Raw genomic sequence first — 23,271 nt, forward strand, 5'->3', positions numbered from 1 at the left:
GGCAAGGTCGAGACGATAGAGCGCTTCGCAGCGATGGCATTGATGATCGTCAAGGTCTTCGAAGCAGTGTTCCGGGTTGAGCGATTGCGCACAGAATCGCTGGCGCAGCCGAGTCGTTCTCCGTCAGCCCTTCGCTTCGTTTTCCAGTACCCAGACCGCCGCCTCGACTCGCGATCGCAACCCCAGCTTGTGCAGCAGGTTCTTCACGTGGACCTTGACGGTACCTTCGGTGATGCCCAGCTTGCGCGCGATCATCTTGTTGCTCTGGCCCTTGGCGATCAGCCGCAGGACCTCCTTTTCGCGCTTGGTCAGGTTGGAAAACTGCACCTGGCCGGAAGGTTTCGGGCGCACCCGGATGGCCTCGGCGAGTACCTGGGTAAGCTCGGGGCTGAGTGCCATGCGTCCCGTGGCGGCGATGCGGATCTGCTCGATCAGCTGTTCGGCGTCCATGTCCTTGAGCAGGTAGCCATCGGCGCCGTTGCGCAACGCCTCGAGCACATGGCTCTGCTCGTCGGAAACGGTGAACATGATGATGCGGGCATCGATGTCCGCGTCGCGCATGCGTCGGGTGGTTTCCAGGCCATCGATGCCTGGCATGTTGAGATCCATCAGGATCAGGTCAGGCTCGATCTGCAGTGCCAGCCGGATGGCGTCTTCGCCGTTGCCCGCTTCGCCGACCATTTCCAGATCGTCTTCCAGATCCAGCAGGTCACGCAGACCCCGACGCATCATGGGATGGTCGTCGACCAGCAGGATTCGTGTGGTTGTCCCTTCGTTCATGCGTGACAGGCTCCTGTTTCAGGGGAATGTGTCGATAGGCGGGGGGAAATCTCAGGTGCACCTGAGTGCCGCCAGCGGGGCGCAGGCCAATGCTGATATTGCCGTTCAGGCTGCTGGCGCGTTCTTGCAGGATGATCAGGCCGTAGTGGCCGGCGCGCTGTTCTTCAGGCCGGATGCCGATGCCGTCATCGTCGATCCTTACGTGGATGGTGCCGATGCTGTCCTGCGTCAGGCTCAACCAGCAGTGGTTCGCTTCCGCATGCTTGACCACGTTGCTGAGGGCTTCACGGATGATCTGCAGGCAGTGCACTTCCTCGTTTGGCGTCAGCGGGCAATGATCGAGGTGGTAGTCGTTCTCGATCTGCAGGCCAGAGTTGGCACTGAATTCCTCTATCGTCGCCTGCAGGGCCGGTTTGAGTCCTGGTTCGTTGACCTTGATGCGGAAGGTGGTCAGCAGTTCGCGCAGCTGTCGGTAGGCCGCGTTCAGGCCCTGATCGATCTGCTGCACGCTGTCGTCCAGCTGCGCCTGGCTGCTTTCCTTCTGCATCAGGCGCTTGAGGCGCGCCAGTTGCAGCTTCTGTGCGGACAGCGCCTGGGCGAGGGAATCATGCAGTTCGCGAGCAATCACCGCACGCTCCTCCATCAGCGCCAGGCGCGCCTGCTTCTGGCCCAGCTGTGCCAGGCTCAGCGAAGCGGCGAAGAGGTCGGCCAGGGTCGTCAGTAGCAGCGTCTGCCAGGATTCCAGCGGCTCGCCTGCCGGATGGGCGACGCGTAGCGAGCCCAGATCGTCCTGGCCGGAGCGCAGCTCGAAGGTCATCAGCTCCTCGCCGCTGGGCAGCCGACCGGTCTGGTTGGCCGGGCAAACGTCGCACTGCGGCAGCTTGCAGTACTCCGGCGGTTGCAGATCGCGCGAGGTCATTGCGGTGTGGCTGCCGGCCTCCGCCGAGCGATTCAGACACAGCGAGATCGGCCCGGTGCCAAGGATCTGCTGCACCTTGGCCAGTAGCGAGCCCATCATCTGCGAGGGATCGTCCGGCTGGCTGTAGAGCATCCGTGCACTGTTGAATAGCAGTTGCAGGGTGGCGTTGCTGCGAGTCAGTGCGGCCGTCTTGTCATCGACCTTTTGCTCCATTTCCGCGTAAAGACCAGCCAGTTCCTGGCTCATCTGGTTCAACGTGCGTGCCAGCAGACTGAGCTCTGTGTCGCCGGGGATCTGCACCTGGCCGCTGAAGTCCCCCTTGCCAATGTCGCGGGCCATCTTGGTCAGGCTACGCAGCGGCGACGCCAGGTTGTTGTGCAACCCATAGATCAGCACGAAGGCGATCAGCACGATGACGAATAGCGTGCCGGCCTGCAGCGCGCGGATGACGCCAAGCTTGCCCTCGGATGCCTCCTGCAGGGTGCGCACGAAGGCGTCCAGCTCACTGACGAACTCCGGTGCCTCTCGACGGTAGTCGTCGACCTGCGCGGGTTGCGCGTCGAGCAGTGGCCGCATGCGTTCCACCCAGTGCTGCAACACGCCGGCATGTAGCGCGGGCAACTCGGTCGAGCCATGCCGATGTAGCGCCGAGCGCAGGGAAGACGAACGCAGGGTGCGTTCCAGCATTTCTATGCGCTCTTCAAATAGTTCGTGCGGACCGTGTTCGGCGGTGAAGGCCAGTCGGTAGGCCTGCATACGCAGGCTTCCGGCCTGATTGATGGCCTCGGCATCGCCTTCCAGGGCGTCCGCCAGGTACAGGCTGGCTAGCATGCTGACCAGCGAAAAACCGATGATCACCACGAAGGCCACCAACGTGTTGAACACGATCGAATGGCGGGTTGAGAGCTGCTCGCTTTCGGAAAGGGGCATGGTCGAATCGTCGGTCGGGCGGTGCCTCATTCTGCGCTTTGTGGCAAGCGCTGGCCATGGCCGGGGGTGTACTCACAATGCATTTGAGTCAGTTTGAAGAGGTGAAAGGGGACCGTGTTATTTCTTTTAACTAGCTGATATTTAAGGATTTTATTTGGTGTATGCGAGATACCTCGTAGGAGGTAGAAATGTGTTGTCAAGCAAAATGCCACTAGCCGTGTATTGACCTGAGTCAAATTCGGATCGATCCCTCCCGCTTAGCGTGCGAGCCATTCCTGATCCCGCTGCCTATGCAAGCAGGGTCTTGGCGCCAAGAGGATCGACCATGAGCAATATCGAAAAGTGGGACGTGGAGGACCAGAAGTTCTGGGACACCACCGGCAAGCGGATCGCCAATCGCAACCTCTGGATTTCCATCCCGAGTCTGCTTATGGGTTTCGCCATCTGGCTGATGTGGGGCATCGTCACAGTACAGATGCTCAACCTGGGGTTTCCCTTCGAGCCCGCAGAGCTGTTCACCCTGACCGCCATCGCCGGCCTTACCGGTGCCACCCTGCGCATCCCGGCGTCTTTCATGATCCGCATCGCCGGCGGACGCAACACCATCTTCCTGACCACCGCGCTGCTGATGATTCCGGCTGCCGGTGCGGGCATTGCGCTGCAGAGTCAGGACACGCCGCTGTGGGTGTTCCAGCTGCTGGCTTTCCTCTCCGGCATCGGCGGCGGCAACTTCGCCTGCTCCATGAGCAACATCAGCACCTTCTTTCCGAAGAATCAGCAGGGCCTGGCTCTAGGTCTGAACGCCGGCCTGGGCAACTTCGGCGTTACCACCATGCAGATACTGATTCCGCTGGTGATGACCGCCGGCGTGTTCGGAGTCTTCGCCGGTGCGCCGATGGAGCTGCTCAAGGACAGCGGTACGCTGATTGGCAAGATCCCCGCCGGTACTGAAACCTGGATTCAGAACGCCGGTTGGGTGTGGCTGTTGTTCCTGATTCCGCTGGCCTTCGCTGGCTGGAAGGGCATGAACAACCTGCTGGTGATTTCGCCGACACCGGGTTATCCGCTGAACGCTTTCGGCAAGATTATTGGCCTCTACGCCGTGGCCTTCGCTGCCGCTGCGGTTGGCCTGTACCTCTACCTGCCGGCACCTGTAGGCCTTGGCGTGCTGAACATGTGGGGAGTAATGCTGCTCACCATCGGCCTGACCCTCGGCATGCTGCGCATGCTGCCAGGCAGCATCAGCCCGAACATCAAGCGTCAGTTCGCGATCTTCCGCGACAAGCACACCTGGTCGATGAGCATCCTTTACATCCTGACCTTCGGCTCCTTCATCGGCTTCTCGATGGCGCTGCCGCTGTCGATCACCGTGATCTTCGGCTTCATGAACGAAGTGGCCGCGGACGGCACCGTCACCCGCGTCGTCAATCCGAATGCGCCTAGCGCCCTGACTTACGCCTGGATCGGCCCGTTCATCGGCGCCCTGATTCGTCCGCTGGGCGGCTGGATTTCCGACAAGGTCGGAGGCTCCATCGTCACTCAGATCGTCTCGGTGGTGATGGTGATCGCCTCGGTCGCGGCCGGCTATGTCATGCAGCAAGCCTACGGCTCGACCCAGCCTGAAGAGTTCTTCTTCCTCTTCCTGGTGCTGTTCCTGGTGCTGTTCGCTGCCAGCGGCATCGGCAACGGTTCCACCTTCCGCACCATCGGCGTGATTTACGACCGCGAGAAGGCCGGCCCGGTACTCGGCTGGACCTCGGCCGTTGCCGCCTACGGCTCCTTCGTCGCCCCGATCGTGATCGGCGAACAGGTCAAGGCCGGTACTCCCGAAGTGGCCATGTACGGTTTCGCTGTCTTCTGCGCGCTGTGCCTGATCCTCAACTGGTGGTTCTACCTGCGCCCCAACGCCTACGTGAAGAACCCCTGAGTCTGGAGTGCGTTATGAAGATCATGATTGCCTACGACAACTCGCGTAACGCCAGGAAAGCCCTGGACGCCACCCTCGACATGTTCGGCCCGCTCAAGCCGCTGATCATGCTGGTCGGGGTGGTGGAAGAGACCCGTGACACCAGCGATTCGGCCGTCGAGCTTTACGAGCGCGAGCGCAACGAGTTCCGCGGTTTCCTGCAGGAGGCGGCTGACAAGGTCAGCGCCTTCGGCCTGGACGCCGACGTGATTCTCGCCGAAGGCGACGCCCGCAAGATGATTCTCAAGGCGGCCGAGCACAAGAAGCCCGACCTGCTGGTGATTGCGCGGCATTCAAACGAACCGGACGGCGGCTTCATTTCCCGCTCGCTGAATCTGCTGGTCGACGAGCTCGACTACATGACCTTCGGCAGCGTGAGCGCTTTCCTGGCCCGCCGGGCGCCTTGCCCGGTCCTGATTCAAGCCTGCCCCTGAGTGAGGAGCTCAACATGAGAGTTTCTACGCTGTTCGAATGGAAGCGCCCCGAAGTCCGTGCTCTGCATCTGACCTGGATTGCCTTCTACATCTGTTTCTTCGTCTGGTTCGGCATGGCGCCGCTGGCCTCGAGCATGCTGAAAAGCGTGAACTGGCTGACGCCCGAAGACCTCAAGCTGTTCGCTATCGCCAACGTCGCGCTGACCATTCCTGCGCGGATTCTGGTCGGCATGGCGCTCGACCACTGGGGGCCGCGCCGGGTGTTCTCGGTGCTGCTGGTCACGATGGCGGCGCCCGCGCTGTTTTTCGCCTTTGGTGATAGCCGCACCCAGCTGCTGGTGTCGCGGCTGATCCTCGGCTCCATCGGCGCCAGCTTCGTGGTTGGCATCCATATGACCGCCATGTGGTTCAAGCCAAAGGACATCGGTTTTGCCGAGGGCTTCTACGCCGGCTGGGGCAACTTCGGTTCCGCTGCTGCCGCCATGAGTCTGCCGGCCATCGCCATCCATGCCTTCGGTGGCCCGGAAGGCTGGCGTTGGGCTACGGCAAGCTCGGCCATCATCATGGCGCTGTATGGCGTCTACTACTGGTTCGCCATTACCGACGGCCCCGCCGGCACCGTGCACCGCAAGCCGCACAAGGCCAGTGCGCTGGAAGTCAGCACCTGGGCCGACATGATCAAGCTGATCATCTGGACCATTCCCATGGTCGGTGTGCTCGCTGTCCTGGTCTGGCGCGTCGAGGGCATGGGCTACCTGGGCTCCACTGGCGCGCTGATCTGTTACGCGGCGATCGTGCTGGTGGTGGTGTTTCAGGTGGTGCAGATCCTGCGGGTCAACGTGCCGATCCTGAAGAAGGGCGTGCCGGAAGACGACAAGTACCCCTTCAACACCGTGGCTGCGCTGAACTCCACCTACTTCGCCAACTTCGGTGCCGAGCTGGCGGTGGTGTCGATGCTGCCGATGTTCTTCGAGCAGACCTGGGGGCTGACGCCGACCACCGCCGGCATCATCGCCGCCTCCTTCGCCTTCGTGAACCTGGTGGCGCGGCCCATGGGCGGCCTGGTCTCCGACCGCTTCGGTAACCGTCGCTTCGTGATGCTGGCGTACATGCTGGGGATCGCCGTCGGCTTCCTGCTGATGGGCCTGATGAACTCCAAGTGGCCGCTGATCGTGGCCGTGGCGATCACCGTGCTCTGCTCGGTATTCGTCCAGGGCGCCGAAGGCGCGACCTTCGGGATCATCCCGTCGATCAAGCGCCGCGTCACCGGGCAGATCTCCGGTATGGCCGGGGCCTACGGCAACGTCGGCGCCGTCTGCTACCTGACCCTCTACACCTTCGTGACCCCCTCGCAGTTCTTCATGGTGATTGCCGCCGGTGCGTTCGTCAGCTTCGGGCTCTGCCTGCTCTGGCTGAAGGAGCCCGAGGGGGCGTTCTCCGACGAGTACTACGTATCCAGCGTCGATCGCGAGTTGGAGGCCCGCCAGAAGCTCGCGTCCTGACGTTGCACCGAACGAATGCGCCAGCCACCTCGGCTGGCGCAAGCCGAGATTGATAAGCCGACCGGTCGGGCCAGTGGTTCGCAACCGGAGTGAGGAGAGAAACCAATGAGCCACTTGCTCGATCAACTGCGCTTCTTCAACAGGAAGCAAGGCGAATTCGCCGATGGTCATGGCGAAACCCGCATCGAATCCCGTGACTGGGAGAACGTCTACCGCTCGCGCTGGCAGTACGACAAGATCGTGCGTTCCACCCACGGGGTGAACTGCACCGGTTCGTGCTCCTGGAAGATCTACGTGAAGAACGGCCTGATCACCTGGGAAACCCAGCAGACCGACTACCCGCGTACCCGCAACGACCTGCCCAACCACGAGCCACGCGGCTGCCCGCGTGGCGCCAGCTACAGCTGGTACATCTACAGCGCCAACCGCCTGAAGTACCCCAAGGTGCGCAAGCCGCTGCTGAAACTGTGGCGTGAAGCGCGGCGCAACATGAGCCCGGTGGACGCCTGGGCCAGCATTGTCGAGGACAAGGCCAAGGCCGAGTCCTACAAGAGCAAGCGCGGCATGGGTGGTTTCATCCGTTCCAGCTGGGAAGAAGTCAACGAGATCATCGCTGCAGCCAACGTTTACACCGTCAAGCAGTACGGCCCGGACCGCGTCATCGGCTTCTCGCCAATCCCGGCCATGTCGATGGTTTCCTACGCTGCCGGTAGCCGCTACCTGTCGCTGATCGGCGGCGTGTGCCTGTCGTTCTACGACTGGTACTGCGACCTGCCTCCGGCCTCTCCACAAGTGTGGGGCGAGCAGACCGACGTGCCGGAATCGGCCGACTGGTACAACTCCAACTACATCATTGCCTGGGGCTCCAACGTCCCGCAGACCCGTACCCCGGATGCGCACTTCTTTACCGAAGTCCGCTACAAGGGCACTAAGACCGTCGCCATCACCCCGGACTACGCCGAAGTCGCCAAGCTCACCGACCTCTGGCTCAACCCGAAGCAGGGCACCGACGCCGCGCTGGCCCAGGCCTTCGCCCACGTCATCTTCAAGGAATTCCACCTCGAGAAGCCGAGCGAGTACTTCCGCGACTACGCCAAGCGCTACACCGATCTGCCGGTGCTGGTGCGCCTGAACGAGAAGGACGGCAGCTACATCGCCGACCGCTTCCTGCGCGCATCCGATCTGGCCGACAACCTTGGTCAGGAGAACAACCCCGAGTGGAAGACCATCGCGCTCGACGGCAGCACCGGCGAGCTGGTTTCGCCGCTGGGCTCGATCGGCTACCGCTGGGGCGAGAAGGGCAAGTGGAACATCGAAGCCCGTGAAGGCAAGGACGGTCGTGATGTCGACCTCTCCCTGACCCAGATCGAGGGCGGCGAGACGGCCGAGGTCGCCTTCCCGTACTTCGGTGGCATCCTCCACGAGCACTTCCAGCACGCCGAAGGCGAAAGCATCCAGCTGCGCCGCGTGCCGGTCCGTACCATCACCCTGGCCGACGGCAGCACCACCAAGGTCGCCACCGTGTTCGACCTGATGGCCGCCAACCTGGGTATCGACCGTGGTCTGGGTGGCGCCAACGTCGCTTCCAGCTACGACGACGCCAGCGTGCCCGGCACTCCGGCCTGGCAGGAAGTCATCACTGGCGTATCCCGCGAGAAGGCGATCCAGATCGCCCGTGAATTCGCCGACAACGCCGACAAGACCCATGGCCGTTCCATGATCATCGTCGGTGCGGCGATGAACCACTGGTACCACATGGACATGAACTACCGTGGCCTGATCAACATGCTGATGTTGTGCGGCTGCGTGGGTCAGACCGGCGGCGGCTGGGCTCACTACGTCGGCCAGGAAAAGCTGCGCCCGCAGTGCGGCTGGCTGCCGCTGGCCTTCGGCCTCGACTGGAGCCGTCCGCCGCGCCAGATGAACGGCACCAGCTTCTTCTACAACCACAGCTCGCAGTGGCGCCACGAGAAGATGAGCATTCACGAAGTGCTCTCGCCGCTGGCCGACAAGTCGCAGTTCCCCGAGCACATGCTCGACTACAACATCCGCGCCGAACGCGCCGGCTGGCTGCCGAGCGCGCCGCAGCTCAACCGCAACCCGCTGCAGATCTGCCGTGAAGCCGAAGCGGCCGGCATGTCGCCGGTGGACTACGTCACTCAGTCGCTGAAGGACGGTTCGCTGAAGTTTGCCTGCGAGCAGCCGGACAATCCGGATAACTTCCCGCGCAACATGTTCATCTGGCGCTCCAACCTGCTGGGCAGCTCGGGCAAGGGCCACGAGTACATGCTCAAGTACCTGCTGGGCACCAAGAACGGCGTAATGAACGAGGACCTCGGCAAGCGCGACGGCTTCAAGCCGCTCGAGGCCGAATGGCAGGAAGACGGCGCCATCGGCAAGCTCGACCTGGTCACCACCCTCGACTTCCGCATGTCCTCGACCTGCGTGTACTCCGACATCGTTCTGCCGACCGCGACCTGGTACGAGAAGGACGACATGAACACCTCGGACATGCACCCCTTCATTCACCCGCTGTCGGCAGCCATCGACCCGGCCTGGGAAGCGCGTTCGGACTGGGAAATCTACAAGGGCATCGCCAAGTCTTTCTCGAAGATGGCCGAAGGTCATCTGGGCGTGGAGAAGGATCTGGTCACCGTGCCGCTGCTGCACGACAGCCCCGGTGAACTGGCCCAGCCGTTCGGCGGCACCGACTGGAAAACCGCTGGCGTCGATCCGCAGCCGGGCAAGAACTGCCCGAACATGACCGTGGTCGAGCGCGACTATCCGGCGACCTACAAGAAGTTCAGCTCCCTCGGCCCGCTGCTCGACAAGCTCGGCAACGGCGGCAAGGGCATCAACTGGAACACCCAGGATGAAGTCGATTTCCTCGGCGAGCTGAACTACAAGGTCCGCGACGAGGGCGTCAGCCAAGGGCGTCCGCAGATCGAGTCGGCCATCGACGCGGCCGAGGTCATCCTCAGTCTGGCGCCGGAAACCAACGGCCACGTAGCGGTGAAGGCCTGGGCCGCGCTGTCGGAATTCACCGGCCGCGACCACAGCCACCTGGCGCTGCCCAAGGAGCACGAGGCGATTCGCTTCCGTGACATCCAGGCGCAGCCGCGCAAGATCATCTCCAGCCCGACCTGGTCAGGCCTGGAAGACGAGCATGTGTCGTACAACGCCGGCTACACCAACGTCCACGAGTTCATCCCGTGGCGCACCATCACCGGCCGCCAGCAGTTCTTCCAGGATCACCCCTGGATGCAGGCCTTCGGTGAGCAGCTGATGAGCTACCGGCCGCCGATCAACACCCGCACCATCGATTACGTGAAGGGCAAGAAGAGCAACGGCAATACCGAGATCGTCCTCAACTGGATCACCCCGCACCAGAAGTGGGGCATCCACAGCACCTACTCGGACAACCTGATCATGCTCACCCTGAGCCGTGGCGGCCCGATCGTGTGGATGTCCGAAGTCGATGCCAAGAAGGCCGGCATCGAGGACAACGACTGGATCGAGTGCTTCAACGCCAACGGTGCTTTGACCGCCCGTGCGGTGGTCAGCCAGCGCGTGATGGAAGGCATGGTGATGATGTACCACGCCCAGGAACGCATCGTGAACGTGCCCGGCAGCGAGACCACCAAGACCCGCGGCGGCCACCACAACTCGGTGACCCGCGTGGTGCTCAAGCCCACCCACATGATCGGCGGCTACGCCCAGCAGGCGTACGGCTTCAACTACTACGGCACCGTGGGTTGCAACCGCGACGAGTTCGTCGTGGTACGCAAGATGGCCAAGGTCGACTGGCTCGACGGCCCGAACGGCAATGACCTGCCGCAACCCCTGCCGCAAGACATCTGAGGAATAGGCCATGAAGATTCGTTCACAAGTTGGCATGGTCCTGAACCTGGACAAGTGCATCGGCTGCCACACCTGCTCGATCACCTGCAAGAACGTCTGGACCAGCCGCGAAGGCATGGAATACGCCTGGTTCAACAACGTCGAAACCAAGCCTGGCATCGGCTACCCGAAAGAGTGGGAGAACCAGGACAAGTGGAAGGGCGGCTGGGTGCGCAATGGCGACGGCACAATCAACCCGCGCATCGGTGGCAAGTTCCGCGTGCTGGCGAATATCTTCGCCAACCCGGACCTGCCGACCATTGATGACTACTACGAGCCGTTCGACTTCGACTACCAGAACCTGCACACCGCGCCGATCTCCGATCACCAGCCGGTTGCACGTCCGCGCTCGCTGATCTCCGGTCAGCGCATGGAGAAGATCGAGTGGGGCCCGAACTGGGAAGAGATTCTCGGTACCGAGTTCGCCAAGCGTCGCAAGGACAAGAACTTCGACAAGATCCAGGCGGACATCTACGGGCAGTACGAAAACACCTTCATGATGTACCTGCCGCGCCTGTGCGAGCACTGCCTGAACCCAACCTGCGCCGCCTCCTGCCCGAGCGGTGCGATCTACAAGCGCGAGGAGGACGGCATCGTCCTCATCGACCAGGAGAAGTGCCGCGGCTGGCGCATGTGCATCAGCGGCTGCCCGTACAAGAAGATCTACTTCAACTGGAAGAGCGGCAAATCCGAGAAGTGCATCTTCTGCTTCCCGCGCATCGAGGCCGGCATGCCGACCGTCTGTGCCGAGACCTGCGTCGGCCGCATCCGCTACCTCGGCGTGCTGCTGTACGACGCCGACCGCATCCATGAAGTAGCCAGCACCGTCAACGAGCAGGACCTGTACGCCAAGCAGCTGGAGATCTTCCTCGATCCGTTCGATCCGAAGGTCATCGAGCAGGCGCTCAACGACGGCGTACCGATGTCGGTGATCGAAGCCGCGCAGAAGTCGCCGGTCTACAAGATGGCGGTCGACTGGAAGCTGGCGCTGCCGCTGCACCCGGAATACCGCACGCTGCCGATGGTGTGGTACGTGCCGCCGCTGTCGCCGATCCAGAACGCCGCCAGCGCCGGTCACGTCAGCATGGACGGCGTGCTGCCGGACGTCGACAGCCTGCGTATTCCGCTGCGTTACCTGGCCAACTTGCTCACCGCAGGTGACGAGGAGCCGGTCAAGCTGGCGCTCAAGCGCATGCTCGCCATGCGCGCCTACAAGCGCGCCGAGCAGGTCGATGGCGTGCAGGACCTCAAGGTGCTGGAGAGTGTCGGTCTGTCGGTGGCCCAGGTGGAGGACATGTACCGCTACCTGGCCATCGCCAACTACGAAGACCGCTACGTGATCCCGACCGCGCACCGCGAAGAGGCCATGAGCGACGCCTTTGCCGAGCGTTCCGGTTGCGGCTTCAGCTTCGGCAGCGGCTGCTCGGGCGCCTCGGACACCAACATGTTTGGCGCGAAGAAGGCCAACCGCCGCGACATCATCAAGACCGTCCAGCTGTGGGAGGACTGAGCCATGCGCATCCTTAAAGTGATTTCCCTGCTGCTGGACTATCCCGACCAGCACCTGCGCGACGGCCATGCCGAACTGGCCCAGGCCATCGGTTCGGCCCGCGAGATCAGCCCGGAGCAGCGCATCGCGCTGCGCCGCCTGCTCGACGAGCTGACCGAAGACGACCTGATGGACGTGCAGGAGCGCTACACCGACCTGTTCGACCGTGGCCGTTCACTCTCGCTGCTGCTGTTCGAACACGTGCATGGCGAGTCCCGCGACCGCGGCCAGGCCATGGTCGACCTGATGGCGCAGTACACCGATGCCGGTTTCGACATCGGTGTACGCGAGCTGCCGGACTACATCCCGCTGTACCTCGAATACCTCGCCACCCGCGACGACCTCGAGGCCCGCGAGGGGCTGGCCGACGTGTCGCACCTGCTGGCCCTGCTGGCGGCGCGTCTGCAGGAACGCGAAAGCCCGCATGCCGCGTGCTTCCGTGCGCTGCTGCAGATCGCCGGCGAGCCGGTGCAGGAAACCTTGGCCGGCCTGCAGGAGCAGGTCGCCGCCGAGGAACGCGACGACTCGCTGGAAGCGCTGGACAAGATCTGGGAGGAGGAACAGGTCAACTTCCTCCAGGCCGAGCAGCAGGATCGCTGCCCATCCATGCCGAGCGGGCCGGGCAAGGCTCGCGAGGAAAGCCCGGTGCCGCTGCACTGGACCGATTTCAAGCATGACGGGCAGGCCGCCGCGCTCGCCCAGGAGGTGCGCAATGTCTAACTTCAATTTCCTGCTGTTCGGGGTCTACCCCTACATCGCGCTGGCCATCTGCCTGATCGGCAGCTGGGCGCGCTTCGACCTGTCGCAGTACAGCTGGAAGGCCGGTTCCAGCCAGATGCTGTCGAACAACCGCATGCGCCTGGCGAGCAACCTGTTCCACGTCGGCATCATCTTCATCCTGGCCGGTCACTTCGTCGGCCTGCTGATGCCCGAGGCGATGTACCACTCGTTCATCACCAGCGGCCAGAAGCAGATCGTGGCGATGGTTTCCGGCGGCTTCTTCGGCATCCTCTGCCTGATCGGCCTGGTGATGCTGATCCATCGTCGTCTGACCGACGCTCGTGTGCGTGCCACCTCCAACACCAGCGACGTGATGATCCTCTTCGTGCTGCTGGCGCAGCTGGTGCTGGGTCTGCTGACCATCGTCGCCTCCACCGGCCATCTGGACGGTTCGGTGATGGTGCTGCTGGGCACCTGGGCGCAGAGCCTGGTCACCTTGCAGCCGGTCAAGGCTGCAGTCGCTATCGAGTCGGTCAGCGTCATCTACAAGCTGCACGTGTTCCTCGGCGTGACCCTGTTCGTGCTGTTCCCCTTCACCCGTCTGGTGCACATCGTCAGTGCGCCGGTGTGGTACTTGGGCCGGCGCTACCAGATCGTCCGCCAGAAGGGCGTCAAGCCGGCCATGCCGCGCCCGCAGCGCCCGCGCACCTACGAAGCCCCGGCCCGCGAAACCGCAGTGCCGACCGCTGTGCCCGCCACGGCAAAGAGCAAGACCCCGGTATGACCCTTGCCGGCTGACGCCTGGCGCGTCAGCCGGTCTGGCCGATCGGTTCGAAGGTTCAAGCGTCTTATCGAGGTAATCATCATGGGTTGTGGATGCGGTGGTAGCACAGGTGGAAGCGGCGGCTGCGGTGGCGGCGCGCGTCCGGAAATCGAAGTGCCGGTAGATGCCCCTCTGTTCGAGGAGCTGCCGCACGAGGAAGACAACGAGCCGGCTGCCGAGCAGGCATCCGGTGAGCCGCTGCTGATCGCCAGCAGCGAACAGGAATGGCCGCGGGTGCGGGTCAATGGGGTGGCGATTGCCTCCCAGGCCATCGCTCAGGAACTGCAGTATCACCCGGCCGAAAGCCGCGAAGAGGCCGTCTACCTGGCGACCCAGGCGCTGGTGCTGCGCGAGTTGCTGCAGCAGCGCATCGGCGAGCTGGGCCTGGTGGTGCGCGCCGAAGCCGGCGAAAGCGAGGAGGAGGCGGCCACCCGCACGCTGATCGAGCAGGAAGTACCGCTGCCGCTGGCCGACGAGGCTGCCTGCCGGCAGTACTACACTGGCAACCAGCAGCGCTTCTTCAGCGCGCCGTTGCTGGCCGCACGGCACATCTTGCTGGCCTGTCCGGCGGATGACGCGGAGGCGCGCAGCCTGGCTCGTGAGCAGGCCCAGGGCTTGATTGCCGAGCTGCAGGCCGCGCCGCAACGCTTCGCTGAACTGGCGCTGCAGCATTCGGCCTGTCCGTCCAAGGAGCAGGGCGGGGCGCTTGGGCAGATCAGCAAGGGCCAGACCGTGCCGGAGTTCGAGCGGCAGCTGTTCCGTCTGCCGGTCGGCCTCTGCCAGCAGCCGCTGGAAAGCCGCTACGGCTATCACCTGGTGTTCGTCGACCAGCGAATCGAAGGCGAGCAGCTGCCTTACGAGGTGGTCGCCGGTTCGATTCGCGCCGAGCTCAACCAGCGCGTCTGGCAGATCGGTGTCAGCCAGTACCTGCAGAATCTGGTGGGTGCAGCGAACATCGAAGGCATCCATATGCAGGGCGCGGAAACGCCACTGATGCAATAGCGGCGGCTTGGCCCAACGTAAGGTGGATGACGCTTCACCCATTCACCTTTGCGGGCTGGAGGTGGATGGAAGCGGCGGCGCTCGCACTACCCCACCGGGCGGGGCCATGGTGGATGAGAAAAGCGTCATCCACCCTACGAAGTTTCAGAGGTGTTATCGATGACTCAATTACGCGATGCCCACAACCGCCAGATCGACTACCTGCGCATGTCGGTGACCGACCGCTGCGACTTCCGCTGCGTCTACTGCATGGCCGAGGACATGACCTTCCTGCCGCGCCAGCAGGTGCTCGGTCTGGAGGAGCTGGAGCGCATCGCGCGCATTTTCGTCGGCCTGGGGGTGAAGAAGATTCGCCTCACCGGCGGCGAGCCGCTGGTACGCCAAGGCATCGTCGGTCTCTGCGAGCGCATCGCCGCATTGCCGGGCCTGCGCGAACTGGTGATGACCACGAACGGCTCGCAGCTGGTCAAGCTTGCCGCGCCGCTGGCTCGGGCCGGGGTCAAGCGGCTGAACATCAGCCTGGATAGCCTGGACGCCGAGAAATTCCACGCCATCACCCGCACCGGCCAGCTGCAGCAGGTGCTCGATGGCATCGATGCGGCGCGCGCCGCCGGCTTCGAGCGGATCAAGCTCAATGCTGTAGTGATGAAGGGCCGCAACGCCGAAGAGGTCGCCGACCTGGTGGACTTCGCCATCGCCGGCGGGCTGGACCTGAGTTTCATCGAGGAAATGCCGCTGGGCGACGTCGGTCGCTCGCGGGGTGAGAGCTTCTGCTCCAGCGACGAAGTACGCGCGCTGATCGCCGAGCGCCACGCGCTGATCGATTCGGCCGAGCAGAGCGGCGGCCCGGCGCGCTACGTGCGCCTGGCGGACCATCCACAGACGCGCATCGGCTTCATCTCGCCGCATTCCCACAACTTCTGCGCCACCTGCAACCGCGTGCGGCTGACGGTGGAGGGCCGCCTGCTGCTTTGCCTCGGGCACGAGAATTCCATCGACCTGCGTGCGCTGCTGCGCCGCCATCCGACCAGCGACCAACCGGTGATCGATGCCATCCACGCCGCGCTGCAACGCAAACCGCTGCGCCATGAATTCTCCAGCAGCGGTGAGGTCCAGGTATTGCGCTTCATGAATGCCAGCGGCGGTTGAGGCAGACGCCCGCATGGGCTACGAGTCGACCGCCTAATTCGCTACCATCGACCGGCATCGCCGGTTTGACCCACGTGCCCAGTTGCTGCAGCTGGGCCTTGTCGCAGAGCCAGGTCGCGCAAACGCCTGCAGCGTTGGCGGATCTCATGGCACCCACGCCGCGCGGACATACCTCCAATGGGGAATGGGTTCGTGTACGACACGGGTGCAGCCTGCGCACACATCTTCAAGGGAGTTTCGAGCCATGGCTCATCTGTCCAACAGCGAATTTCAGCCCCTGAGCATTGCGGTGCTCACGGTGAGCGACACCCGCAACATCGACTCCGATACCTCCGGCCAGGCACTGATCGACGGCCTGCAGAGCGCAGGCCACACGCTGGCCGAACGGGCCATTGTCAAGGACGACGTCTGGCAGATCCGCGCCCGCGTCTGCAGCTGGATTGCCAGCGAGAACGTGCAGGTCGTGCTGATCACCGGCGGCACCGGTTTCACCGCCCGCGACAACACCCCGCAGGCGGTGCAGCCGCTGCTGGACAAGGACGTCGACGGCTTCGGCGAGCTGTTCCGCTACGTCTCGCTGGGCGAGATCGGCACCTCCACCGTGCAGTCCCGCGCCCTGGCCGGCATGAGCAATGGCACCCTGGTCTGCTGCCTGCCGGGCTCGACCAATGCCTGTCGCACCGCCTGGAACAAGATCCTTGTCGAGCAGCTGGACAGCCGTACCAAGCCCTGCAACTTCGTGCCGCACCTCAAGGCCAGCGCGGTCGAATACTGCGGGCCGCGCTCATGAGCGCCTGTGGCTGCGACACCAGTGGCCTCAAACCCGTCGACGAGGCCATCGCCGAACTGCTGGCACGAGTGCCGGCGCTGCCGCCGGTGGAGCACGTCGCCTTGTCCGACGCCCTCGGCCGGGTGCTCGCGGAATCCCTCGACGCTCCTTTCCCGGTGCCAGCCTGGGACAACAGTGCAATGGACGGCTACGCCCTGCGCGCTGCCGATCTGCCGGCCGCAGGCGGCTGGCTGCCACTGGCCGGGCGCATCGCTGCCGGTGATGCCGCCGATCAGCAACTGCCTGTCGGCCACGCCGTGCGCATCTTCACCGGCGCACCACTGCCGCCGGGCGCCGACACCGTGGTGGCGCAGGAGGATTGCCAGATCGAGGCTGATCGCGTGCATTTCCCCGGCGTCACCCAGGGCGCCCATGTGCGTCGTCAGGGCGAGGAGTTACAGGCCGGCGCCCCGGTGCTGCAGGCCGGCAAGCGCCTGCGCCCGCAGGAGATCGGTCTGCTGGCAAGCTTCGGCGTCGCCCGCGTGGCGGTCTATCGACGCCTGCGTATCGGGCTGCTCTCCAGCGGCAACGAGCTGCGCGAACCCGGTGAGCCGCTGGCACCGGGGCAGATCTACAACTCCAACCGCTACTGCCTGCTCAGCGTGCTGCGCAGCCTTGGAATGGAGGTTCACGACTACGAAATCCTCGTCGACGAACTGGCCGCCAGCCGTGACGCACTGGCGCTGGCCGCTTCCGAATGGGACATGCTGATCACCTCCGGCGGCGTCTCGGTCGGCGAGGAGGATCACCTCAAGCAGGCCATTCGCGAGCTGGGCGAGCTGCACATGTGGCGCCTGGCGATCCAGCCCGGCAAGCCGCTGGCCTTTGGCGAGGTCAATGGCAAGCCGTGGATCGGCCTGCCGGGCAATCCGGCTGCGGCGCTGATCACCTCGCTGGTGGTGGCGCGGCCGTTCCTGCTCAGTGCCCAGGGTTGCACCGAGGTGCTGCCCAAGCCGCTGCGCCTGACCGCCGGCTTCGCCTGGCGCAAGCCGAACAACCGCCGCCAGTACCTGCGCGCGCGGCTGGAGCAGGTCGATGGCGAGATGCGCGTGTGCCTGCACCCGCGGCAGGGTTCGGCGATGCTGACCTCGGCCAGCTGGGCCGAAGGCCTGGCCATCGTCGAGCGCAACCGCACGCTGGAAGAGGGTGAAACGGTGGAGTATCTGCCGTTCAGCGAACTGCTCGGCTGACACATGAAAACGCCCGGTCGATGATCAGTCGACCGGGCGTTTCTGCGTCTGCGCGTCAGCCCTGGTGGCGCTGCGGCAGCATCCGCAACAGGGTGCCGTCGCGGCGCACGTACTGGTGGAACAGGGCGGCCGCCGCATGCAGGCCGATCAGCCAGTAGCCGGCCACCGCCAGCGTTTCATGCAGCTCCTTGAACCGGCCGGCCAGTTCTTGGTTGGCGCCGATCAGCGCCGGCAGCTCGAGGCCGAAGAACGGAATCGGCTTACCTGCCGCGCTCAGGGTCAGCCAGCCGAGCAGCGGCAGGCCGATCATCAGGCCGTACAGCGCCAGGTGCATCAGCTTGGCCAGCAATCGTTCCCAGCCGGCCCCGGCGACCGCTTTGGGTGCGGGATGCAGCCAGCGTGCAACCAAGCGCAGCCAGACCAGTGCAAACACCGTCGGGCCGAGCATGAAATGCCAGTGTTTGAGCAGTTCGCGCGGTTCACTGCCCTTGGCGAAATTGCCCTTGAGTTCGATGGTCGCGTAGACCGCTGCGATCAACAGCAGCATCAGCCAGTGCAGCCCGATGGAAAGCCGCCCGTATCCTCGCGCACCTGTTTTGACGTTCATTTCACCTACTCCGTGTGTGGATAAGGTGGCGATTCTAGGCGGCGAAACTTAAGCGAACCTTACCGACGACGATGCCTCGGCCCCGCACAGAAACAACAGGTAGCGGAGGTTTCGCGGGTCAACATTTTTTTCACATCGTTTCGGCTATGTTCCGCCTCGCACGCAGGCGCAATACTGTCTGTCGCTCCGTTCCGCATCCTTCAACGGGTACTCCATGCGCATTCTGGTCATCGAAGACAACCGTGACATTCTGGCTAACGTGCTCGACTACCTTGAACTCAAGGGCTATGTGGTCGACTGCGCGCAGGATGGGCTGAGCGGTCTGCACTTGGCCGCTACCCAGGAGCACGACCTGATCGTGCTGGATCTGATGCTGCCTGGTATCGACGGTTATCAGGTGTGCAAGCGGCTGCGCGAAGATGCTCGGCGTGATACGCCCATCATCATGCTCACTGCCCGCGACGCGCTGGCCGACCGCCTGCAAGGGCTGAGCGCTGGTGCAGATGACTATCTGATCAAGCCGTTCGCATTGTCGGAGTTGGTTGCCCGCATTGAGGCGATCCTGCGGCGCTGCCAGGGCTCGCGCACACGCCAGCTGCAGGTCGCTGATCTGAGCTACGACCTGGACACGCTGGAGGTCAGTCGCGCCGGTCAGCCCATTCGCCTCAACCCTATCGGCCACAAGCTGCTGGCGCTGCTGATGCAGAGGAGCCCTGCGGTGGTCCGGCGTGAAGCGCTGGAAGAGGCATTGTGGGGCGAAGACCTGCCAGAAAGCGACAGCCTGCGCAGCCATATCCATCAGCTGCGCCAGGTATTGGACAAGCCCTTCGACAAGCCGCTGCTGCATACCGTGCACGGTGTTGGGTTCCGGCTGGCGGAGGAAGGCAATGCTCGCTAAGCAGCCGCTTGCGCGACGCATCGTCATCGCCTTCACGCTGATGACGCTGGTGGTGAGTGGTGCGTTCGCGCTGGGCATCGTCGGCGTAGTGCATTTCATCGAGGAACAGCTGGTCACCGAAGAGCTGAGCGGCGACCTGGACGTCGTGCTCAACGAAGACCTCCCCTTGGGAAGACCGCCCCAGCTAGATGTCAGCACCCACTTCTTCGCCTCGCATTTGCCTGAATACGCAATGCCGGAGGCTTTCGCTTCACTGGCACAGGGCTTTACCGAGCTGGTGCGGGATGATGAAGCCTATTACGTCTATGTGCGCGATGTCGGCGATAACCGCTATGTACTAGTGCGCGACCAGCGCGAGTTCGAGGCTCGTGAGGATGCGCTGTTCAACGTCGTGCTCGCCGGTTTTCTGCTCAGCGTAGTCGGTGCCTGGGGGCTCGGTCGGTTGATGGCCAATCGGGTGATGGCACCGGTGAGTCGGCTGGCCAGTCAGGTGCGTCATCGCGATCAGCTGCACCCTCTTGCGCCCCCTCTAGCGCCGCAATATCCCGAGGATGAGGTCGGCCACCTGGCCGCCGCCTTCGACAGTACTCTTGGGCAGTTGCGTCAGACGCTAGAGCGCGAGCGGTTGTTCACCGCCGATGTCAGCCACGAACTGCGAACGCCGTTGATGGTGGTGCTTGGCGCCTGCGAGTTGCTCGAGCAGGCCGAGCTGCCGCCACGCGCCCAGCGACCCGCTGCGCGAATCCAGCGCGCCGCGCAGGAAATGCACGAGCTGGTGGAAACATTCTTGATGTTGGCGCGGGCGCGTCCGGAACAGGCGTCTTTTGCCGGCGATGCCAGCCTGCGGAGCATAGCGGCGGAGCAGGTCGAGCGCTGGGCACCGTTGCTGGCGGAAAAGGGGCTGAGCTTCGAACTGCTGGAAGAGGGTGAAGACCTGGGCGCCTACAACCACACATTGCTCGGCACCGTGATGTCGAACTTGTTGCGTAACGCATTGCACTACACCGACAGCGGCACGGTGCGGCTGATCCTGGTTGACGGCGGTTTCCGCGTCGAGGACAGCGGAGTGGGCATTCCTCTGGCGGATCAGGAGCGCATGTTCCAGCCGTTCGTTCGTGGTGCGGAGGAGCGCGGCGAGGGCCTGGGATTGGGGCTTTCACTGGTCAAGCGCATCTGCGCACACCAGAGCTGGGATGTCACCGTGACACCGAGGCCACCGCAAGGCAGCTGCTTCCAGGTACGAATGCACGACGGCGCCGCTTGACGGATTTTTCACATCCATTTGACAGAGCCTTGATGTCCGCCTCGCTAGTTTGGCGTTCCGTTATCCACTGGAATACCCGCCATGACGACATCAAGCCCTATCGAGCTGGAGTTCTCGCGCAAGTACGATCGCCAGCACGCCTACGAATACCTGCATAAGCATCGGGATGGTCTGGCCCGACGTCTGTCGCACTGGCGCGACGAGCAGATGGCCCGCCGCGCGCTGAACGTCGCCGGCGAGCCCGATCTGGTGCTTGATCTGCCATGTGGCGCTGGGCGCTTCTGGCCGCTGCTGGCCGAACATCCGAACCGGATGATCTTCGCCGCTGACAATTCCGCCGACATGCTGGCGATCGCCAACGCGGCGCAGCCGATGGAAGTGCTCAAGCGGGTGGAAACGTTCCAGACCTCGGCCTTTGCCATCGACATGGGCGACAACGCGGTGGACAACATCTTCTGCATGCGTCTGCTACACCACATCGCCAATCCGGCGCACCGCCTGGCGATGCTGCGCGAATTCCATCGCGTTACCCGCGACACGCTGATCGTTTCGCTGTGGGTCGATGGCAACTACAAGGCCTGGAAACGCAAGCGCCTGGAGCGGCGCCGGCCGGCCAAGGACAACCAGAACCGCTTCGTCGTCGCCCGCTCGGTAATTGAGGCGGAGTTCACCGAGGCCGGCTTCGACATCCTCGACCGCAATGACTTCCTCCCTGGCTACGCCATGTGGCGGGTCTACGTGCTGCGCAAGCGGGGCTGAACATGAGCCGACCACTCGTACTGCCGGCCCGCGAAGCGCGTACCAGCACCTTCCAGCGCTGGTGGAACACCCAGGGCGAATGGGTCGAGGAGCCCAACCAGCGCCGCGCCGGCGAAAGCGGTGTGCAACGGATACGGCTGCGCGATTTGCAGCAACCGCTGCTGTACTGCAAGCGACAGACGGGCCATCTGTATCGCTCGCTGCTGCATCCCTTCGGCCGCCCCACGGTGATGCGCGAACGTTATGCCCTGCAAGCCATCGGCGATCTTGGCGTGCGGGTGCCTGAGTTGGTCTATTGCGGCGCTCGACAGCACGCCGGCCAATGGCAGGCGCTGCTGGTGACGCAAGAGCTCAGAGGCTTCGTCAGCATGGAGGACTGGTACGCCGAAGGTATGGGCGAGTACTACGGCCAGGCGGTACAGGCGCGCATGCTTGAGGCGACAGGCGTCACCCTTGCCAGGATCCACCAGGCGCGCTGGCAGCATGGCTGCTGCTACCCCAAACACATCTTCCTCAGGGTTCACGGCGAAGGCGACGCAACCTGGGTCGAGGTCGCGCTGCTCGATCTGGAAAAAAGCCGACGCCGGCTGCGCCGCAAGGCCGCGGCACGGCATGACTTGCGCCAGCTCAAGCGTCACCGGCAGGCGATGCCTGAACAGGATTGGCAGCGCCTGTGCGCGGCCCATGCTGCATTCAGTGAGCTGCGCTGCGATGTAATTTGAGCCGACCCTTATAGGTGACTGATGACAGTGTGGTGAAGGCCCGCGGCGGGCTGTGGCGGTTCTGACGTATCCAGCGAGGACGCCGTGCTTGGCGGCGTCGCTTCACCAGTCAATGCAAAAGGCGACGGTTACTTGCGAACCAGCAGCACCCCGGATTCCATGTGGTGGGTGTAGGGGAACTGGTCGAACAGCGCGCAGCGCTCGATGCGATGGGTATCGGCCAGCTGGGCGATGTTCTGCGCCAGGGTCTCCGGGTTGCAGGAGATGTAGAGGATGCGCTCGAAGCGGCGGGTCAGCTCGCAGGTGTCCGGGTCCATGCCGGCGCGCGGCGGGTCGACGAAGATGCTGCCGAAGTCGTAGCGCTTCAGGTCGATATGGGCCAGGCGGCGGAACGGGCGCACCTCGTTCAGGGCCTGGGTCAGCTCCTCGGCGGAGAGTCGCACCAGCTCGATGTTGTCGATGCCGTTGCCTTCGATGTTGGCCAGCGCGGCGTTGACCGAGGTCTTGCTGATCTCGGTGGCCAGCACGCGGCGCACGCGGGTGGACAGCGGCAGGGTGAAGTTGCCGTTGCCGCAGTACAGCTCCAGCAGGTCGTCGTCGCGCTCACCGAGCGCCTCGTGCGCCCAGTTCAGCATCTTCTGGCAGACCTCGCCGTTGGGCTGGGTGAAGGCGCCCTCCGGTTGGCGATAGCGGAAGGTTCGGCCGGCGACCACCAGCGCTTCTTCAACGTAATCACGACCGATAACGATGCGCTTGCCCTTCGAGCGGCCGACCAGGCTGACGCCGAGGTCGGCGGCAAGCTGCTCGGCTTCGGCCTGCCAGGCCTCGTCCAGCGGGCGGTGGTAGGCGAGGGTGATCAGCGCATCGCCGGCCAGGGTGGTGAGAAATTCGACCTGGAACAGCTTGAAGCTGAGCACTTCCGACGCCTGCCAGGCGGCCTTCAGTTGCGGCATCAGCTCGTTGATGCGGCGGCTGGCGATGGGGAAGTCGTCGATCAGGATCGCCTTGTGCTTGTCACCCTGCTCGAACATTGCGTAATGGCGCTGGCCATCCTCGCGCCACAGGCGAAACTCGGTGCGCAGGCGGTAATGCTCGCGGGGCGAGTCGAAGACTTCCGCTGCCGGTGCATCGAACGGCGCCAGCAGTTCTACCAGCCGGGCGGCTTTCTCGGCGAGTTGGGCATCGTATTGGGCGGGGTCGAGCTTGGGCAGCGGCATGGCGGGGGCTTCTTGCAGAATTTGAAGAGCTTCGCGGCGCCGGTCGCTCCCACAGCAATTCGATCCGTGGGGGCGGCCTTGCCGCGAATTAACGTATGTTGCGGATCGCTA

The 23,271-nt window shown here is 63.8% G+C and carries 19 protein-coding genes; 15 read left to right on the forward strand and 4 right to left on the reverse strand.

Translation table 11 applies throughout. The features are described from left to right. Positions 1-123: 123 nt before the first annotated feature. Both narL and AAEZ08_RS17065 read right to left on the reverse strand, forming a co-directional pair. Complete coding sequence (gene narL / locus AAEZ08_RS17060; RefSeq protein ID WP_003281675.1) at positions 124-732, reverse strand: two-component system response regulator NarL; 609 nt, start codon at positions 730-732, stop codon at positions 124-126. After that, positions 710-2,629: a histidine kinase gene (locus tag AAEZ08_RS17065; RefSeq protein WP_500124745.1), complete on the reverse strand. Its 1,920-nt coding sequence runs from the start codon at positions 2,627-2,629 to the stop codon at positions 710-712. The genes narL and AAEZ08_RS17065 overlap by 23 nt, the downstream gene beginning before the upstream one ends. A 325-nt stretch (positions 2,630-2,954) precedes the next feature. On the opposite strand from AAEZ08_RS17065, the gene AAEZ08_RS17070 reads away from it, so the two are divergent. From AAEZ08_RS17070 to AAEZ08_RS17120, 11 genes are all read left to right on the forward strand, one after another. After that, positions 2,955-4,556 (forward strand): MFS transporter, encoded by a 1,602-nt coding sequence (locus tag AAEZ08_RS17070; RefSeq protein ID WP_003281671.1) that lies wholly within the window; start codon positions 2,955-2,957, stop codon positions 4,554-4,556. A gap of 14 nt (positions 4,557-4,570) precedes the next feature. Continuing rightward, on the forward strand, positions 4,571-5,029 hold the full coding sequence (locus AAEZ08_RS17075) for a universal stress protein (RefSeq protein WP_003281670.1): 459 nt from the start codon (positions 4,571-4,573) through the stop codon (positions 5,027-5,029). A 14-nt stretch (positions 5,030-5,043) separates the two neighbouring features. Beyond that, a complete protein-coding gene (locus AAEZ08_RS17080; RefSeq protein WP_500124746.1) occupies positions 5,044-6,531 on the forward strand; it encodes an MFS transporter in 1,488 nt (495 codons plus the stop codon). A 105-nt stretch (positions 6,532-6,636) separates the two neighbouring features. After that, positions 6,637-10,392 carry a nitrate reductase subunit alpha gene (locus AAEZ08_RS17085; protein WP_500124747.1) on the forward strand — a complete coding sequence of 1,252 codons (3,756 nt, stop codon included), beginning with the start codon at positions 6,637-6,639 and terminating at the stop codon, positions 10,390-10,392. 10 nt (positions 10,393-10,402) lie between these two features. Beyond that, on the forward strand, positions 10,403-11,941 hold the full coding sequence (narH, locus tag AAEZ08_RS17090; protein ID WP_015278195.1) for a nitrate reductase subunit beta: 1,539 nt from the start codon (positions 10,403-10,405) through the stop codon (positions 11,939-11,941). 3 nt (positions 11,942-11,944) lie between these two features. Next, positions 11,945-12,700 (forward strand): nitrate reductase molybdenum cofactor assembly chaperone, encoded by a 756-nt coding sequence (gene narJ, locus AAEZ08_RS17095; protein WP_058063802.1) that lies wholly within the window; start codon positions 11,945-11,947, stop codon positions 12,698-12,700. Beyond that, the gene (gene narI / locus AAEZ08_RS17100) at positions 12,693-13,484 is read left to right on the forward strand and encodes a respiratory nitrate reductase subunit gamma (RefSeq protein ID WP_058063803.1); all 792 of its coding nucleotides are present in this window, start codon (positions 12,693-12,695) and stop codon (positions 13,482-13,484) included. The genes narJ and narI overlap by 8 nt, the downstream gene beginning before the upstream one ends. A gap of 81 nt (positions 13,485-13,565) precedes the next feature. Further along, positions 13,566-14,525: a peptidylprolyl isomerase gene (locus AAEZ08_RS17105; protein ID WP_058063804.1), complete on the forward strand. Its 960-nt coding sequence runs from the start codon at positions 13,566-13,568 to the stop codon at positions 14,523-14,525. 159 nt (positions 14,526-14,684) lie between these two features. Continuing rightward, positions 14,685-15,674: a GTP 3',8-cyclase MoaA gene (gene moaA / locus AAEZ08_RS17110; RefSeq protein WP_003281654.1), complete on the forward strand. Its 990-nt coding sequence runs from the start codon at positions 14,685-14,687 to the stop codon at positions 15,672-15,674. 244 nt (positions 15,675-15,918) lie between these two features. Then, positions 15,919-16,464 (forward strand): molybdenum cofactor biosynthesis protein B, encoded by a 546-nt coding sequence (gene moaB / locus AAEZ08_RS17115; protein WP_003281653.1) that lies wholly within the window; start codon positions 15,919-15,921, stop codon positions 16,462-16,464. Next, the gene (locus tag AAEZ08_RS17120) at positions 16,461-17,693 is read left to right on the forward strand and encodes a molybdopterin molybdotransferase MoeA (protein WP_058063806.1); all 1,233 of its coding nucleotides are present in this window, start codon (positions 16,461-16,463) and stop codon (positions 17,691-17,693) included. Before moaB ends, AAEZ08_RS17120 begins: the two co-directional genes overlap by 4 nt. A 55-nt stretch (positions 17,694-17,748) precedes the next feature. On the opposite strand, the gene AAEZ08_RS17125 is transcribed toward AAEZ08_RS17120, so the two are convergent. Then, on the reverse strand, positions 17,749-18,300 hold the full coding sequence (locus AAEZ08_RS17125) for a cytochrome b (protein ID WP_500124748.1): 552 nt from the start codon (positions 18,298-18,300) through the stop codon (positions 17,749-17,751). 214 nt (positions 18,301-18,514) lie between these two features. On the opposite strand from AAEZ08_RS17125, the gene AAEZ08_RS17130 reads away from it, so the two are divergent. The 4 genes from AAEZ08_RS17130 to AAEZ08_RS17145 all read left to right on the forward strand — a co-directional run bounded on the left by AAEZ08_RS17130 (position 18,515) and on the right by AAEZ08_RS17145 (position 21,943). Further along, the gene (locus AAEZ08_RS17130) at positions 18,515-19,198 is read left to right on the forward strand and encodes a response regulator transcription factor (RefSeq protein ID WP_500124749.1); all 684 of its coding nucleotides are present in this window, start codon (positions 18,515-18,517) and stop codon (positions 19,196-19,198) included. Beyond that, positions 19,188-20,462 (forward strand): sensor histidine kinase, encoded by a 1,275-nt coding sequence (locus AAEZ08_RS17135; RefSeq protein ID WP_500124750.1) that lies wholly within the window; start codon positions 19,188-19,190, stop codon positions 20,460-20,462. The genes AAEZ08_RS17130 and AAEZ08_RS17135 overlap by 11 nt, the downstream gene beginning before the upstream one ends. Before the next feature lie 81 nt (positions 20,463-20,543). Next, positions 20,544-21,221: a class I SAM-dependent methyltransferase gene (locus tag AAEZ08_RS17140; RefSeq protein WP_181067198.1), complete on the forward strand. Its 678-nt coding sequence runs from the start codon at positions 20,544-20,546 to the stop codon at positions 21,219-21,221. A gap of 2 nt (positions 21,222-21,223) precedes the next feature. Beyond that, positions 21,224-21,943, forward strand: a complete 720-nt coding sequence (locus AAEZ08_RS17145) for a lipopolysaccharide kinase InaA family protein (protein ID WP_102821061.1) — start codon at positions 21,224-21,226, stop codon at positions 21,941-21,943. A gap of 128 nt (positions 21,944-22,071) precedes the next feature. Here the strand turns inward: AAEZ08_RS17145 and trmA are convergent, their stop codons facing one another. Next, positions 22,072-23,160: a tRNA (uridine(54)-C5)-methyltransferase TrmA gene (trmA, locus tag AAEZ08_RS17150; protein ID WP_003281642.1), complete on the reverse strand. Its 1,089-nt coding sequence runs from the start codon at positions 23,158-23,160 to the stop codon at positions 22,072-22,074. Positions 23,161-23,271: the final 111 nt, after the last annotated feature.

The organism is Pseudomonas sp. E45-MNA-CIBAN-0222, from assembly GCF_040310405.1.
Taxonomy (GTDB): Bacteria; Pseudomonadota; Gammaproteobacteria; order Pseudomonadales; family Pseudomonadaceae; genus Stutzerimonas; species Stutzerimonas stutzeri_AC.

Coding starts and splice junctions, on each gene's coding strand:
- moaA (WP_003281654.1), top strand. CDS start 14,685: ATGACTCAATTACGCGATGCCCACAACCGCCAGATCGACTACCTGCGC.
- narL (WP_003281675.1), bottom strand. CDS start 732: ATGATGCGTCGGGGTCTGCGTGACCTGCTGGATCTGGAAGACGATCTG.
- narH (WP_015278195.1), top strand. CDS start 10,403: ATGAAGATTCGTTCACAAGTTGGCATGGTCCTGAACCTGGACAAGTGC.
- AAEZ08_RS17125 (WP_500124748.1), bottom strand. CDS start 18,300: ATGAACGTCAAAACAGGTGCGCGAGGATACGGGCGGCTTTCCATCGGG.
- AAEZ08_RS17085 (WP_500124747.1), top strand. CDS start 6,637: ATGAGCCACTTGCTCGATCAACTGCGCTTCTTCAACAGGAAGCAAGGC.
- AAEZ08_RS17135 (WP_500124750.1), top strand. CDS start 19,188: ATGCTCGCTAAGCAGCCGCTTGCGCGACGCATCGTCATCGCCTTCACG.
- AAEZ08_RS17145 (WP_102821061.1), top strand. CDS start 21,224: ATGAGCCGACCACTCGTACTGCCGGCCCGCGAAGCGCGTACCAGCACC.
- AAEZ08_RS17070 (WP_003281671.1), top strand. CDS start 2,955: ATGAGCAATATCGAAAAGTGGGACGTGGAGGACCAGAAGTTCTGGGAC.
- AAEZ08_RS17065 (WP_500124745.1), bottom strand. CDS start 2,629: ATGCCCCTTTCCGAAAGCGAGCAGCTCTCAACCCGCCATTCGATCGTG.
- AAEZ08_RS17105 (WP_058063804.1), top strand. CDS start 13,566: ATGGGTTGTGGATGCGGTGGTAGCACAGGTGGAAGCGGCGGCTGCGGT.
- AAEZ08_RS17130 (WP_500124749.1), top strand. CDS start 18,515: ATGCGCATTCTGGTCATCGAAGACAACCGTGACATTCTGGCTAACGTG.
- AAEZ08_RS17140 (WP_181067198.1), top strand. CDS start 20,544: ATGACGACATCAAGCCCTATCGAGCTGGAGTTCTCGCGCAAGTACGAT.
- AAEZ08_RS17120 (WP_058063806.1), top strand. CDS start 16,461: ATGAGCGCCTGTGGCTGCGACACCAGTGGCCTCAAACCCGTCGACGAG.
- trmA (WP_003281642.1), bottom strand. CDS start 23,160: ATGCCGCTGCCCAAGCTCGACCCCGCCCAATACGATGCCCAACTCGCC.
- AAEZ08_RS17075 (WP_003281670.1), top strand. CDS start 4,571: ATGAAGATCATGATTGCCTACGACAACTCGCGTAACGCCAGGAAAGCC.
- narJ (WP_058063802.1), top strand. CDS start 11,945: ATGCGCATCCTTAAAGTGATTTCCCTGCTGCTGGACTATCCCGACCAG.
- AAEZ08_RS17080 (WP_500124746.1), top strand. CDS start 5,044: ATGAGAGTTTCTACGCTGTTCGAATGGAAGCGCCCCGAAGTCCGTGCT.
- narI (WP_058063803.1), top strand. CDS start 12,693: ATGTCTAACTTCAATTTCCTGCTGTTCGGGGTCTACCCCTACATCGCG.
- moaB (WP_003281653.1), top strand. CDS start 15,919: ATGGCTCATCTGTCCAACAGCGAATTTCAGCCCCTGAGCATTGCGGTG.